General features: G+C 70.0%; 14 protein-coding genes and 1 tRNA gene. 5 read left to right on the top strand and 10 right to left on the bottom strand.

All coding sequences use genetic code 11. The annotated features are described in order from the left end of the window. Positions 1-125: 125 nt before the first annotated feature. Positions 126-1,529, bottom strand: coding sequence for a cystathionine beta-synthase (locus tag ACIRD8_RS27075; protein ID WP_403996737.1), 1,404 nt, complete (start codon positions 1,527-1,529; stop codon positions 126-128). 163 nt (positions 1,530-1,692) lie between these two features. Between ACIRD8_RS27075 and ACIRD8_RS27080 the strand changes: the two genes are divergently transcribed. From ACIRD8_RS27080 to ACIRD8_RS27090, 3 genes are all read left to right on the top strand, one after another. Then, positions 1,693-2,736: an SGNH/GDSL hydrolase family protein gene (locus tag ACIRD8_RS27080; RefSeq protein WP_403997050.1), complete on the top strand. Its 1,044-nt coding sequence runs from the start codon at positions 1,693-1,695 to the stop codon at positions 2,734-2,736. Positions 2,737-2,885: 149 nt separating this feature from the next. Next, positions 2,886-4,106 carry an acetyl-CoA C-acetyltransferase gene (locus tag ACIRD8_RS27085; protein WP_403996740.1) on the top strand — a complete coding sequence of 407 codons (1,221 nt, stop codon included), beginning with the start codon at positions 2,886-2,888 and terminating at the stop codon, positions 4,104-4,106. A gap of 506 nt (positions 4,107-4,612) precedes the next feature. Further along, positions 4,613-5,458: a hypothetical protein gene (locus ACIRD8_RS27090; protein ID WP_403996743.1), complete on the top strand. Its 846-nt coding sequence runs from the start codon at positions 4,613-4,615 to the stop codon at positions 5,456-5,458. Here the strand turns inward: ACIRD8_RS27090 and ACIRD8_RS27095 are convergent. After that, on the bottom strand, positions 5,455-5,784 hold the full coding sequence (locus ACIRD8_RS27095; protein ID WP_403996746.1) for a hypothetical protein: 330 nt from the start codon (positions 5,782-5,784) through the stop codon (positions 5,455-5,457). The two genes, ACIRD8_RS27090 and ACIRD8_RS27095, sit on opposite strands and share 4 nt — an antisense overlap. 100 nt (positions 5,785-5,884) lie before the next feature. Between ACIRD8_RS27095 and ACIRD8_RS27100 the strand changes: the two genes are divergently transcribed. Further along, positions 5,885-6,115 (top strand): DUF4287 domain-containing protein, encoded by a 231-nt coding sequence (locus ACIRD8_RS27100; RefSeq protein ID WP_124277313.1) that lies wholly within the window; start codon positions 5,885-5,887, stop codon positions 6,113-6,115. Positions 6,116-6,198: 83 nt separating this feature from the next. On the opposite strand, the gene ACIRD8_RS27105 is transcribed toward ACIRD8_RS27100, so the two are convergent. The 6 genes from ACIRD8_RS27105 to ACIRD8_RS27130 all read right to left on the bottom strand — a co-directional run bounded on the left by ACIRD8_RS27105 (position 6,199) and on the right by ACIRD8_RS27130 (position 12,000). Continuing rightward, positions 6,199-7,086, bottom strand: a complete 888-nt coding sequence (locus ACIRD8_RS27105) for a Bax inhibitor-1/YccA family protein (protein WP_403996749.1) — start codon at positions 7,084-7,086, stop codon at positions 6,199-6,201. A gap of 93 nt (positions 7,087-7,179) precedes the next feature. Then, the gene (locus ACIRD8_RS27110; protein WP_403996752.1) at positions 7,180-7,668 is read right to left on the bottom strand and encodes a hypothetical protein; all 489 of its coding nucleotides are present in this window, start codon (positions 7,666-7,668) and stop codon (positions 7,180-7,182) included. Positions 7,669-7,938: 270 nt separating this feature from the next. Further along, on the bottom strand, positions 7,939-9,069 hold the full coding sequence (locus ACIRD8_RS27115; RefSeq protein ID WP_403996755.1) for a hypothetical protein: 1,131 nt from the start codon (positions 9,067-9,069) through the stop codon (positions 7,939-7,941). Next, positions 9,069-9,974, bottom strand: coding sequence for an NAD(P)-binding domain-containing protein (locus ACIRD8_RS27120; protein ID WP_403996758.1), 906 nt, complete (start codon positions 9,972-9,974; stop codon positions 9,069-9,071). The genes ACIRD8_RS27115 and ACIRD8_RS27120 overlap by 1 nt, the downstream gene beginning before the upstream one ends. After that, complete coding sequence (locus tag ACIRD8_RS27125; protein WP_403996761.1) at positions 9,971-11,176, bottom strand: hypothetical protein; 1,206 nt, start codon at positions 11,174-11,176, stop codon at positions 9,971-9,973. Before ACIRD8_RS27125 ends, ACIRD8_RS27120 begins: the two co-directional genes overlap by 4 nt. A gap of 212 nt (positions 11,177-11,388) precedes the next feature. Next, complete coding sequence (locus tag ACIRD8_RS27130; protein WP_403996764.1) at positions 11,389-12,000, bottom strand: hypothetical protein; 612 nt, start codon at positions 11,998-12,000, stop codon at positions 11,389-11,391. Positions 12,001-12,277: 277 nt separating this feature from the next. Here ACIRD8_RS27130 and ACIRD8_RS27135 point away from each other — a divergent pair, with 277 nt between their 5' ends. Beyond that, a complete protein-coding gene (locus ACIRD8_RS27135) occupies positions 12,278-13,684 on the top strand; it encodes an XRE family transcriptional regulator (protein WP_403996767.1) in 1,407 nt (468 codons plus the stop codon). Here the strand turns inward: ACIRD8_RS27135 and cutA are convergent. Both cutA and ACIRD8_RS27145 read right to left on the bottom strand, forming a co-directional pair. Then, positions 13,588-13,911 (bottom strand): divalent-cation tolerance protein CutA, encoded by a 324-nt coding sequence (gene cutA / locus ACIRD8_RS27140; RefSeq protein WP_403996770.1) that lies wholly within the window; start codon positions 13,909-13,911, stop codon positions 13,588-13,590. The two genes, ACIRD8_RS27135 and cutA, sit on opposite strands and share 97 nt — an antisense overlap. 201 nt (positions 13,912-14,112) lie before the next feature. Then, positions 14,113-14,199, bottom strand: a tRNA-Leu gene (locus tag ACIRD8_RS27145). Between the last annotated feature and the right edge of the window lie 59 nt (positions 14,200-14,258).

Genomic DNA, 14,258 nt, shown 5'->3' on the forward strand with positions numbered 1-14,258 from the left:
TCGCCGTTCGTGGTGCCGGCGGGTTTCCCTGCCGACACCCCTTACTGTGCCGTAGCCGTGTTAAGCCGGTGCTGCGTCAACGTGTCGCGCTCGTACCGTTTTCGCGAACCCCGGAAACCTGGGCGCTACGGCTTCGGCGCCGCGTCCTTCGCCAGGAAGGCCAGGAGGTCCTGCCTGCTCACGACGCCCTTCGGCTTGCCCTCGACGAGGACGATCGCCGCGTCGGCACCGTCCGCGCCGCTGAGCACGGCCATCAGGTCCTCGACGGGCTCCCCCGAGCCGACCTGCGGCAGCGGGGCCGACATGTGCTTCTCCAGCGGGTCGGTCAGCGTGGCCCGCTGTGTGAACAGCGCGTCCAGGAGCTGACGCTCCACGACGGAGCCGATGACCTCGGCGGCCATCACGTCCGGGTGCCCCGCGCCCGGCTTCACGATCGGCATCTGGGAGACGCCGTACTCCCGGAGTACGTCGATGGCCTCGCCGACCGTCTCCTCCGGGTGCATGTGGACGAGCGAGGGCAGCGGGCCCTCCTTGAAGTCGAGCACCGCGCCGACCCGGGCGGACGGACCGGAGTCCTCCAGGAAGCCGTAGTCGGCCATCCACTCGTCGTTGAAGATCTTGCTCATGTAGCCACGGCCGCTGTCCGGCAGCAGGACGACGACCACGTCCTCCGGGCCGAGCCGCTTGGCGACCTCCAGCGCCGCGACGACCGCCATCCCGCAGGAACCGCCGACGAGGAGCCCCTCCTCCTTGGCGAGGCGGCGGGTCATCTGGAAGGAGTCCTTGTCCGAGACCGCGACGATCTCGTCCGTGACCGTACGGTCGTAGGCGCTCGGCCAGAAGTCCTCGCCGACACCCTCCACGAGGTAGGGACGCCCCGAGCCGCCGGAGTAGACGGAGCCCTCCGGGTCGGCGCCGATGACCTGCACGCGGTTCTCGCTGATCTCCTTGAGGTAGCGGCCCGTACCGGTGATCGTGCCGCCGGTGCCGACGCCCGCGACGAAGTGGGTGATCCTCCCCTCCGTCTGCTCCCAGAGCTCAGGACCCGTGGTCTCGTAGTGCGAGCGCGGGTTGTTGGGGTTGGAGTACTGGTCGGGCTTCCAGGCCCCCGGCGTCTCACGGACCAGACGGTCGGAGACGTTGTAGTACGAGTCGGGGTGCTCGGGGTCGACGGCCGTCGGGCAGACGACGACCTCCGCACCGTACGCGCGCAACACGTTGATCTTGTCCGTGGACACCTTGTCCGGGCAGACGAAGATGCACTTGTAGCCCTTCTGCTGGGCGACGATGGCCAGGCCGACACCCGTGTTGCCACTGGTCGGCTCGACGATCGTGCCGCCGGGCCGGAGTTCGCCGCTCTCCTCGGCCGCCTCGATCATGCGCAGCGCGATGCGGTCCTTCACCGACCCGCCGGGGTTGAAGTACTCGACCTTGGCCAGGACCGTCGCCTGAATGCCTGCCGACACATTGCGCAGCCTGACCAGCGGGGTATTGCCGACAAGACTGATCATCGAATCGTGGAATTGCACCGTGTACTCCGGGATCTCCGTAATGGTCAGGCAAGAGTATGCGTACGGGCAGGAGATCGGGCGAAGCGATTGAGCTACGTCCTCCGCGGGGCAGGTAGTGCTGTGTACGGCTGTAGGGCTGTACGGCACTGAGGAGGTGGACCGGACTGTGTCGAGAGCGAGGGTGGCACGGCGGATCGCAGCGGGTGCGGCCTACGGTGGCGGCAGCGTCGGTCTGATCGGTGCGGCGACGGTGGGGCTGGTGCTGGCCGAGGTGCAGCTGGCGAAACGGCAGGTGGGCGGGGGCAAGGCACCGGTCCCGCCGAGTGCGGACGGACGGTACGGGGTGGCGTTCGCCGGCCCCGCCGATCCCCTGCGCTTCGTCCTGCTGGGCGACTCGACGGCGGCCGGCCAGGGGGTGCGCAGGGCGGGGCAGACCCCGGGGGCGCTGCTGGCGTCCGGACTGGCGGCGGTGGCCGAACGGCCGGTGGATCTGCGGAACGCGGCCCTGCCGGGGGCCCGGTCGGACGATCTGGAGCGGCAGGTGTCCCTGGTCCTGGCGGATCCGTCGGGAGTGCCGGACGTCTGCGTGATCATGATTGGCGCGAACGACGTGACCCACCGGATGCCGGCGACGCAGTCGGTGCGCTGTCTGAGCACGGCCGTACGGAGGCTGCGCACGGCCGGTGCGGAGGTCGTCGTGGGCACCTGCCCGGACCTGGGCACGATCGAGCCGGTCTACCAGCCGCTGCGGTGGCTGGCCCGGCGGGTGAGCCGGCAGCTGGCGGCGGCGCAGACGATCGGAGCGGTGGAACAGGGCGGGCGGACGGTCTCGCTGGGCGACCTGCTCGGCCCCGAGTTCGAGGCGAACCCCCGGGAGCTCTTCGGCCCCGACAACTACCACCCCTCGGCCGAGGGGTACGCGACGGCCGCGATGGCGATGCTGCCGACCCTGTGCGCGGCCCTCGGACTGTGGCCGGAATCCGACCACCTCGACGGTTCGCGCCGCGAGGGCATGCTGCCGGTCGCCAAGGCGGCCTCCCGCGCCGCACGGGAGGCGGGCACCGAGGTGACGGCGGCGCGGGCGCCCTGGGCCCTGCTCAAGCACCGCAGGCGCCGGCGCCTGCCCGCCCACACGGAACCGGTGCCTCACGACGACACGGGGACGGACACGGACGGCGGGCCCATGCCGGGGCGGGGGTCGGGCGCGACGTGGCGGAGGGCATGAGCGCACCGGGGGAACAATCCAGGCGACTGAGCGGTTGCTTAGAAAAGAGGTCCGCATCACATCACCTGTTGGGTGACCTCAGCTATACGTCCGGGTAACTTCCAAGGCAGTCCAGCCTTCCTGCCTTCCAGCCCTCATGGAGCCGCGTGATGCCCGAAGCCGTGATCGTCTCTGCCGCCCGTTCGCCCATCGGCCGGGCCTTCAAGGGGTCCCTCAAGGATCTGCGCGCGGACGACCTGACCGCGACCATCATCCAGACCGCGCTGGCCAAGGTCCCCGAGCTGGACCCGAGGGACATCGACGACCTGATGCTCGGCTGCGGCCTCCCCGGCGGCGAGCAGGGCAACAACCTGGGCCGCATCATCGCCGTACAGATGGGGATGGACCACCTCCCCGGCTGCACGGTCACCCGTTACTGCTCGTCCTCGCTCCAGACCAGCCGCATGGCGCTGCACGCCATCAAGGCAGGCGAGGGCGACGTCTTCATCTCCGCCGGTGTCGAGACGGTGTCCCGCTTCGTGAAGGGCAACTCCGACAGCCTGCCGGACACGCACAACCCGGTCTTCGCCGACGCGGAGGCCCGCACGGCCGCGCGCGCGGAGCAGGAGGGCACGAGCTGGACCGACCCGCGCGAGGAGGGCCTGGTCCCGGACGCGTACATTGCGATGGGGCAGACCGCCGAGAACCTGGCCCGGATCAAGGGCGTCACCCGTCAGGACATGGACGAGTTCGGCGTACGGTCGCAGAACCTCGCCGAGGAAGCCATCAAGAACGGCTTCTGGGAGCGCGAGATCACCCCCGTGACGACGCCGGACGGCACGGTCGTCTCGAAGGACGACGGCCCGCGTGCGGGCGTCACCCTGGAGGGCGTGCAGGGCCTGAAGCCGGTGTTCCGCCCCGACGGGCTCGTCACCGCCGCCAACTGCTGCCCGCTCAACGACGGCGCCGCCGCACTCGTGATCATGTCCGACACCAAGGCACGCGAGCTGGGCCTGACCCCGCTGGCCCGCATCGTCTCGACGGGCGTCTCCGGCCTGTCCCCCGAGATCATGGGCTACGGACCGGTCGAGGCCAGCAAGCAGGCGCTGAAGCGCGCCGGGCTGACCATCGACGACATCGACCTCGCCGAGATCAACGAGGCGTTCGCCGCCCAGGTCATCCCCTCCTACCGGGACCTCGGCCTGCCGCTGGACAAGGTCAACGTCAACGGTGGCGCGATCGCCGTCGGCCACCCCTTCGGCATGACCGGCGCCCGCATCACCGGCACGCTGATCAACAGCCTGCAGTTCCACGACAAGCAGTTCGGCCTGGAGACGATGTGCGTGGGCGGCGGCCAGGGCATGGCCATGGTCATCGAGCGGCTGAGCTGAGCCGCAGCGGAGGGTAGGGGTCGTCCGAGGTACGAGGGCGGCACCTGCCCGCAGCGGAGGCGAAGCTCAGCGCGAGCGACAACACGAGCGGCTGAGCTGAGCCGCAGCGGAGGGTAGGGGTCGCCCGAGGGACGAGGGCGGCACCTGCCCGCAGCGGAGGCGAAGCTCAGCGCGACCAAAAAAGCGAGCGGCTGAGCTGAGCCGCAGCGGAGGGTAGGGGTCGTCCGAGGTACGAGGGCGGCACCTGCCCGCAGCGGAGGCGAAGCTCAGCGCGACCAGGGAAGCGAGCGGCTGAGCTAACCGGGCCGAGCTCCGAACGTGACCGAATCTCCCCCAGGATGTGATCTGCATCCCGGGGGAGAGTCGTTTCTGCAGGTCACACCAGCCACAGAGCTAAACACCAGGCCCAAAGACCTGTCCAATTCGTGACGTAATGCACTGACAGCAGGCACCAGTACAGGACAAGCTGATGTAGGAAGTCGGGGGTGTCGATTGAAACCGGGAGTATGTCAGTGAGCGCCATGCCGTTTGCCCTGTTGCTGACCACCGCCGCTGCCACGGCCGTCGGCGCCGCCGCTCTGCACGCTGCTCACGGGCTGCGCAAGCAGGTCACAGCCCTGCGCACGGAGCTGGCGGAGGGGCGGAGTCCGCTCGCCTCCGTACCCGAGCAGCAGAACCGGAGCACCGGCACACCCGCCGAGGAGATACGCGCGGCCGTGGCCGACGCGCTCGCCGAGGAACGGGAGCGCGAGCTCGCCGAGGCTCGTGCCTTCTGGGCCGCCCAGGAGGCCCGCGACGCCGCCGACGCCCCGTCCCTGCTGGGCGGGCTCGGCGAGGACGCCCCCTTCTTCATGCCCCGCCAGACGGACTTCGCGGGTCTGGAGGCGATGGACCTCGACGCCGGCGATGCGCTGGACGAACTGGCGGAGCTGGCGGAGCTCACCGACATGCCCGAGGTCACCGAGTACGCCGAGGACTCGCCCGAGCTGGCCGCGGCCCGTCGCCGCCACCCCTCGCACCCGGACTTCATCCCCGTGCAGACACCGGTTGTCACCGACCATGAGCGTACCGTGAACCGGCTGGAGCGGCTCGCCGATACCGGTACGGAGCTCACCGACGTGCGCCCCGGCCCCCTCGGGACACTCGATGTGTACGTCTTCGCCGACGGCACCACGCTCTGTATGACCCCGGGCCACCGGGAGACCGCCGAACGGCTCGCCGCCTCGCTGCGCTCCGGTGAGCAGCCGGTGCTGCTGGGCGGTTCCGGGGTCTCCGGCGCCTATGCGCTGACCTTCTCGTGCGGCCAGGAGAACGTCTACATCCTGGCCGACCGCGTCATCGCCTCCTTCTAGCGCGGCCCGGGTGCGTATGCGCGCGCCGCCGCCTCCTCGACACGACGCACGGCCTCGTCCAGCTCCTGGGACGAGGCCGTTTCCAGTGCCACGGCCAGATCCCGCCCGGCGACCGCCAGCTGGTCGCCCACGGCGAATATCCCCGCGTCCGGCATGGTCCTCGGCTCCCGGTCCGGGGCCTCGGCGCGCTGGGCCCGGGCGGACAGCTCCCTGGCCGTCGCCAGGGCCTCGGCGGCCACGCCGCGCTGCAGCCGGCTCTGCGGCGTACTCCGCAGGCGGTCGGCGAAACGGTCCACGGCGGTGATCAGGGGGGTCGTATCAAGCACGCCGTGACCCTACGCGCCCCTCCAGGATGGTTGCCAACGCGCCCACGCTCGGGCACGGTGTCGGGAAGGACCAGCAACGCGTACTGCGTCGGAGGCGCCGATGTCTCAAGTCTTCTCCGAAGAAACCCATCGCAACCTGCTCTCACGGATCCCCCATTGCACCGGTCGTGACATCGCCGACTGGCTCCGCACCGTCGACGAAGGCCCCTCTCTCTTCCGCTTCGAGGAGAAGGTCAGCTGGCTGCGGAGCGAACACGACCTCACCTACGGCCACGCCAAGGCGATCATCCATGAGTACGACCTGAGACGGGCCGCGCGGAAGCTCCTCTGAGGCACGCATCCCCCCGCGAGGACGAAACGGGACGGCCCGCAGGCATGGTGCCTGCGGGCCGTCCCGTCGTCGTACCTACGGGGTCAGTCGTCCCCGTTGAGGATGGAGAGCAGACGCAGCATCTCCAGGTAGATCCACACCAGGGTCAGGGTGAGGCCGAAGGCCGCCAGCCAGGACTCCTCGCGCGGTGCGCCGTAGGCGATGCCGTCCTCGACCTGCTTGAAGTCCAGGGCGAGGAAGCACGCGCCGAGGATGATGCCGACGACTCCGAAGAGGATGCCGAGGCCACCGCTGCGGAAGCCGAGGCCGTCACCGCCGCCGAAGACGCTGAACAGCAGGTTGACCATCATCAGGAGCACGAAGCCCATGGCGGCCGCCATCACGAAGCCGTAGAAACGGCGGGTGACGCGGATCCAGCGCATCTTGTACGCGATGAGGACACCGGCGAAGACACACATGGTGCCCATCACCGCCTGCATCACCGTGCCGGGGCTGATGTAGGTGCTGACCGTGCTGGAGATCACTCCGAGGAAGACACCCTCGAAGGCCGCGTAGGCCAGGATCAGCGCGGGCGACGCCTTGCGCTTGAAGGACTGGATGATCGCGAAGACGAACGCCACCAGGGCGGCGCCGATGCCGATGCCGTAGGACTTGCCGAGGTTGGCCTCGTCGACCGGCAGCAGGGCCCAGGAGAGCGCGGCGGTGAGCACCACGGTGCCCAGCGTCATCGCCGTACGGGTGACGACGTCGTCGATCGTCATCGCGCCGGAGCGCGCGGGCGCCTGCGGGGCGCCGTACTGGGTGTCCTGCTGGGCGTACGGGTTCGTGGCGTACGGGTTGGCGGCGGTGCCCTGCGCGTACGGGTTGGTGCCCGCTGCGGCGGCCCCGGCCTGCGGCGCCGCGTTGAAGCCCGCGTGGCCGTTGTCGCGGCTGAACCCCCGTCGCGAGAAGACCGGGTTGCTGCTCCTCATTTCACTCCTTCATGGCCACCCTGCGCGGCCTTGCGTCAAGAGTAATGGGTAGGCAAAACAATCACCCTAGTACCGAAGGAGGATCTTCGTGCGTCAGCGCTGACCGTGCACGGCCTTGATGAGTTCGGCGAGGGAGGTCCTGGCCTCGCCGTCACGCTCCTCGTCGATCGCTTCGAGCGCGGCGGCCGCGGCCTCCCGGACATGGTGCGGAAGCCCTTCGGCCGCCGTCAGGCGGTAGGCGGCCTCCCGCCGCGCCGCACGCTCGGAGGAATCCACCGCGTCCGGGCCGGCCAGCGGGAAGACCGAGGCCTCGTAGGCGGATATCCCCAGCACCACCATGTCGCCGATCCCATCGGCGTACCCGCGCGCGGCGGCCTTCCCCTGCCCCTCCCGGATGCTCTCGGCCATGCGGCGGCGGAACAGGATCGCGCCCAGGGCGGCCCCGCCTCCCAGGGACAGGGCGCAGGCGAAGGCGAGGAATGGACCGTCCCAGACGAATCCGGTGAGCGCCCCCAGACCCGCGAGCGCGACCGCCCATCCGGCCGCCGTCCAGGAACTCATCTGCCCAGATGTGGTGTCCATGACCAGAGTCTCCCAGCCGGCCGCCCACGCCCCGGCGGCGGGTGCCTCCGGACCCGCCGTACGACCGGGCCCGCCCGTACGCACAGTAGCCACGCATGCACCGCGCCAGGATCCGGCGAGGACCACCGTAAGAAGTTGACGCCTGAAGTACCGCGCGGCCGTCCCGGGCTCCACCGGCTGAGCGGTGGTGCCCGGAGCGTGACTCGAACCGGCACCATCCGCACCATCTGGCCTGTGGAAACGCCCTGCCCACCCAAGTCCTCCACGCGGTCAGCTCGCGTCGGCGACCTTGCTCAGCAGGGCGGCACTCGCCGGGACGTCGTGACTCAGCCGGACCGCGTGATGCGGCAACTCTGCGAGGCGCGACGCCACCTCCGCGCGGGCGCTGTCCCGACCACCGCCGTCCACACCCCGGGCCTGCCCGAAAACGTCCGGGTACCGGTCTTCCGTCGCACCCGACATGAAGTCGGCCTCTCCCAGCGTGCGGGTGCCATCGATGACGTCCGGCGCCGCGTCGGCCTCGACCTGGGGGAAGAGAAGCGCCGCCGCCCTGCCGCCGGTGGCCAGTGGCACGTCGAACAGGTCCGGGAACTGGTCCGGGAACACCTGGACCTTCCGCTCCCGCTTCGCGCTCTCCCACAGCGGTGTGTGGTCGCCGGCCAGCAACGCCTCAGTCACGGACACGTGCTGAGTCGGGTGGAAGCTGCCCCCGGCCCGCAGATGTTCCTGCGCAGTGACGTCCCAGCCCAGCGAATGGAGCAGGCCGAGGCCAAGCGCGGCAGCGGACGGCCACGGCACGACCTCGACGTCCCGCTCGCCGGTCGGCCTGACCAGGACCCGATCGTTGGCCAGGAGCTGCCAGCCGTGCGAGGCCAGCAGGAGGGCCGACGTCGTCTTCCCCGCCCCCTTGTCGCCGAAGGCCAGGAGCGTCGCGCCGTCGTCGGGCCTCACGACCGCAGAGGAATGGAGCACCGCCCAGCCCTCCCGAAGCAGCTGACCACGGATCGCCTCCCGCGCAAGGCGCGTGGCGGCGAGGGCAAGACGCTGCGCGTCCGTCCCGGCGAGAGCGAGAAGCCCTGAGGACGGCGAACTGCGGTACGCGATCCCCTCCTCCGGCGACGTGGCGATGATGTCGTCGCCGTCATGTGCCACCAGCAGCGGGTGCTTCGCGTAGTCCACGGCCTCCGTGGGCCGGCCGTCCTGGACAAGGAGAGTGGTCTCCTCGTAGCCGCGCGGATTGACGTCCGCGCTGACGACGGCTTCGGCGCACACCTCTGCGGCGTCCACCGAAGCGGCTTTCCACCACGGCCCGAAGTAGCGCAGGGCCCAGTCCGTGACCTCCGCACGGTTACTGAAGACGGTGACGACCGCGGCGGCGGCCTCAAGTCGGGTAGCGCTCATCATGGGGCGGTCCTCTCGGTACGGGCGGGGAGACGGGTGTACGCGTGGCGGAGACTGCTGGCCGCAGAATCCAGACACAGGCGTTCGGAACGAGTGAGCAGGGGCAGGCACGGCACTACCGCACCGCCGGTGAAACGCATCGGAAGTCCAAGCCAGACATCCCCGTACGGCACGGACAGCTCCTCGACACCGTCGACCAGGCCGAGAACCTTGCGCAGAGTCGACAGCACCGCACCGGCAGGTCCACAGCGGGTGCGGCCGATGCCGTTCCGGATCAGCGCCGGACGCCGTCGGAGGTCTTCGACGACCGCACGCACGGGGACCGCGACGGGGCGGTCGTCGACGGTGGTCGTCGAGGCACAGACGACGGCGCGGTCACCATGCTCGCCGATGACATGGCCGTGCACGCGGTCAGGAGATACCTGGGCGTACCTGGCCAGGAGCAGCCGGTACCGAGCGGAGTCGAGGTTGGAGCCGACCCCGAAGACCCGAGTGCAGCCCGACACCTCAGCGAAGCGACGGGACATCAGATCCACCGGATTCGTGACGACGAGGACAGCACCGCCGTACCCCCGCAGCTCGCGTGCCAGGAGGCTGACAGCGGGCGCGTTCGCCGCCGCCCCTCCGCGCCGGATATCCCGCTCGGCAACGTTCTTGAAGTCACTGCGCAGCGCGACCACCACCGCGTCACACCCGTGGAGATCAGCGAGGCCGGCCGCCTCGATCTGCGTGTGCGAGCGGGATGTCTGCGCGAGGTCCTGAAGGTCGGCGGACAGCGCACGAGCCTGGTCGGCCTGCCGGGACACGACAAGGAGGCGTTCGGGCAGGGTGGCGGTCACGAGACCTGCGGCGAGGGTCTGCCCGACGGCGCCCGCCCCGACGATCCCCACCACCGGGCCACTCACCGAGCGCTCCCACAGGTGTGCTCCACCTCGGAGAAGACAGCATCCAGGAGCCGGGGCCCGGACGTCGTCCCGACGAGAAGCGCGCTCACCCGGTCCACGATGCCCGCCACCGCGCGAGCCTTCACAACGAGAGTCCGCTGAAGAGAGGTCAAGGGAAGCCCTGGGGACGCACTGAGGCACGTACTCAGGATGCTCACCGTGTCCATGAGCCACAGAACCATGACTTCACGAAGCCGTGGCACCTTCTCGTGCTCGGGTAAAGCCGCGACGTGCCGAGCGAGTGTAGAAGCCACCCCATGCACGATCTGTCGTCCCGCACGCGGATCCGGATGCCCGAGGGCGAGAAGCAGCGCCCGACCGGTGAGCTTGGCGACATCCGGCTGAGGTCCGGCCGCCCACTGCACCGCCGGATCGATGAAGTTGAGGCCGGTGCCGTCGATGTAGACATGCTCGGGCTTGAGATCGCCGAACACCACGGCGTCTCGGCGGGTCGAGATCGCCCCGGCCATCCGCATCAGCCGACGCACCGCGTGCTGGAGCAGCTCCACGACCTCGTGCCGCTCGTGTTCCGGCAGCCGACTGTCCCGGCCGAGCCCGGGCAGACAGCAGGCGGGGTTCGGGCCGCTGAACTTCCTGCGGAAGACCCCGACGACGGACCGCTCACCGATCGGCGCCACTCGGCGCAAGCAGTCCGCGCCGGGCGGACCATGGAGATCGCCGAGCGTGACGAGGACCGCGTTCAAGAGAGCCGCCGTTTCCCGTGGGCGCGCCGCCAGCTCGTCAGCCAGAGACGTCCCCGCCACGATCCGGGTGAAGAGAACTCCGTTACGCAGACCAGCCGTCTCGCACACCCGAGGGCGTCGCAGTCTCCGCAGGGCGACCAGGTTCTGTGCCTCGCGCACCGTCACCCCGTCGGAGCCCTGGGCATACGCACGCTGCGCTTCCTGAACTTCGTCCCACGTCCCTCCGGCGCCCCGCAGGACAGACACCAAAGACATCCCGAGCCAGCTGTACTTCGCGATCAGCCCCTCGCCGTCGACCGTTACCCGGCAGACGTACGACGTGACACTCGGGCACTGCGGGCCGAGACTGACCTCCCTGTCCGGCCAAAGGCCCTCAACTGCCCGGGTTACGTCCCGCCTGCTCGCAGTGTGCAGCTGCTCCGCACTCACCGTCGTCTTCTCGCTTGTCGTGAGAGTCACTGACCGCCTCCTTGTGAGATCGCGATTTCTGTGGATGGAAGCCACGCATACGGGGAGGACGAAGCACAGCTCGAACGCTCGACGTGAGCGCACAGGCATCGATGCGGCCGCGCAGGGCGACGATCAGCTCGTCCAAGTCGTCGGCCGTGGCCCCGCCGAGGGCACACACGCGTTCGGCGGAGGCGGGCATCGTCGCGCTGTCCGGAAGTAGCTCAGAGTTCACAGCCGGCCTCCAGCTCCCGCCGCTGCACCGCCGCGAGGGCCTTAGCGTTCAGCACCAACGCCCGCACCATGCTCGGTGAGCACAGGGACCCTGGGCTTTCCATCGGCACCGACCAGTACGAGCGGACGCAGTGCGGATCATCCAGGCCGGGGCGCGGCACCCCCAGGTAAGCGCCGGGGCCCAGGCATTCGGTCTCGGGCACGTGCCACCAGCGGCAGGTGCTCGCCGGGACCAGCGCGTAGTACCGGGCGGCGTACGAGTCCACGACGACCGGGCCATCCTGCAGCGCGGTCGCCAGGAAGGCGTCGATCCTGGAGGCGTCTCCCCGGCAGGCTTCCTGGCCCATCCCCGCGGCGGCGCGGACGAGTTCGCCGGAGATCCGGACTGCGGAGAACAGGGCCCCGCAGCGGAGGAGAGTCATCTTCTCGCTCTCCCACTCGCGTCGTGCCGCCTCGCGGTCGTCGGCCGCGCAGAGCAGCCACGAGAGCACAGCGAACTCCGTGGTGGCCCGCGTATGCACGACGACCCGGGGCCGGCTCAGGACGGGATCCGCGCCCTCGTCCCCTTCATGTGCGCCCAGTGCGCCGACCCGTCGCTCCACGCGAGCCGCCCCACCCTCCTGAGGCGAGCCGACGGCCGTACTCGCCCTCCCTCTCATCGCGCCACATCCACGGCAGCCCACTGGGTACGTTCGATCACGGCGACTCCTCACAGTCGTCACGCCCCGGGATCGCGGACAGCATCGCCCTCCGGGGGCTCTGGCGTACGAGAGTGGTATCCCCGCGAAATCTCCGCCTCCCGGCGCGGGGTATCCCCATGATGGGTAGGCGCCCTGAACACGCGCCGTACACACTCGCGTCAGCAGGAAGAAGTGCTGAATGACCTACGAGCCGCCGACGGCGCTGCCGCGAGACCTCCTCAGTGACAACGACTTACAACACGCCCTGCGGGACCATGACTTCGGGACGGTGTTCCGGATCGCACGCGAACGGGCCGGGATCAGCTACTCGAAAATCGCCGCCGAGTGCGACATCAAGCCCGAACGGGTCGGGACGCTCGCACGGGGCCAGGGCCGGATCACGACGTTCGGGAAGGTCGCGCAGATCTCCGACGCCTTGCGCGTCCCCGGATACCTCGTCGGCCTAGCTCCCCGCCTGTGGGAGGCGGACAGCGCTCCTGCTGGAACGTCCCGCGCAGAGAACGGACCCCAGAACGTGCGTCGCCGAACCCTCCTCCAGGCCGCCACCTCCACCGGCCTCGCCGCCGCCCTTCCCTCCCTCCACCGGCCTGACGCTCCGCAGCGCATCACCGAGACGTACGTCGAGCGGCTCCGTGAGCGCACCGCCCGCCTGCGGCGCCTGGACGAGGTCCTCGGCGGCGGCGACACCTACCGCGTCTATCTCGGCGAGGTCCAGCACACGAAGGGCCTCCTACGGCAAGGATCCTTCACCGTCGAAGCCCGCATCCGACTCACTGCGCTCCTGGCCGAGCAGGCCCAGCAAGCCGGGTGGGCGGCCTTCGACGGCGGCCGGACACCCGATGCCGTAGCCCTCTACGAGGAGAGCCGCACGGCGGCGCGCGACGCAGACGACCCCGACCTCTACGGCAACAGCCTCGCGTTCCTCGCCTACAAAACCCTCGCGGACGACCGGCGTACCGCCGTCGCGTTCGCCGAAGACTCGTGCGCGACGATCACCGCCCGTACGCCGTCGTCCGTCCGCGCCCTCCTGTACGAGCGCCTCGCCTGGGCCTGCGCCGTCGACGGCCGAGCCGCCAGCACTGAGGAGGCCCTCACCGCCGCCCGCCGAGCTCTTGACCATGCGCCTGACGGCGAGCCTCAACCGGACTGGGCCGTCTGGGTCGACCACACCGAGCTCGACATCATGACCGGCCGCTGCTGGACCGAGCTCGGCCGCCCCCTTCGCGCGGTCCCCGTCCTCACCGACGCACTCAGCCGGTTCACCGACGAACACGCCCGCGACAAAGCCCTTTACCTCTCCTGGCTCGCCGACGCCTACCTTGCCGCCGGGGAAGTCGAACAGGCAGCTGAAACCACAGGCCGCGCCCTCCAGCTCGCGACGGGCGTCGCATCCATCCGGCCCCGGCAGCGCCTCACACCCCTGCTCGACCGCCTACGCCCCTACGCGCACACCAGCCAGGTCCGCGACCTCCTGAACCACGTGGCCGATCAGGCTCCCTCCACCGAATCCCTGATCCACCGCAAGCACCGGTCTGCGCCCATGGAGACCGGCACAGCGCACAGCTCCGGGTTGTCCCACGGGTGATGCTCCAGGAGATGCGCCTCCAGCTCCGGATACCGGTCCGCCGTCGTCTTCAGAAGGACCTGCCACTCCTCGCCGGTGCCGTACTCGCCCAGGTGCCAGAACACGCTGATGACCGGCCCGACGACCTGAGCACCAGCGGCAAGGCGCTTCTGGACTGCGAGCCCCGCAAGGGCAACGGCCTGCTCCTGTGTTTCCGTGGCTGTGGATACCTGCACGTAGTCAGTCATGACCGGGAGCCTAGCCAGAGGACAGGGCCCAGCCCCGGGTACGGGCCGTGGGCGGCGGATACGCCGACGAAGGCGCTCGGGACACCATTCGCCTACGTACGGTGACATCCCGGAGAGCATCGCGCGCAGGTGTGATTCGGGACGAGGGAAGTTGACGCCTGAAGTACCGCGCGGCCGTCCCGGGCTCCACCGGCTGAGCGGTGGTGCCCGGAGCCGGACTCGAACCGGCACGCCCCCGAGGAGGCAGCGAGGTTTAAGCTCGCCGTGTCTGCATTCCACCACCCGGGCGTGGGCGCGAGGCTCCGCGTTTGGCACAAGACCCTATCCGGGGGCATCCCTCGAACAGC

The organism is Streptomyces sp. NPDC102451 (assembly GCF_044765485.1).
In the GTDB taxonomy this organism is placed as follows: Bacteria; Actinomycetota; Actinomycetes; order Streptomycetales; family Streptomycetaceae; genus Streptomyces.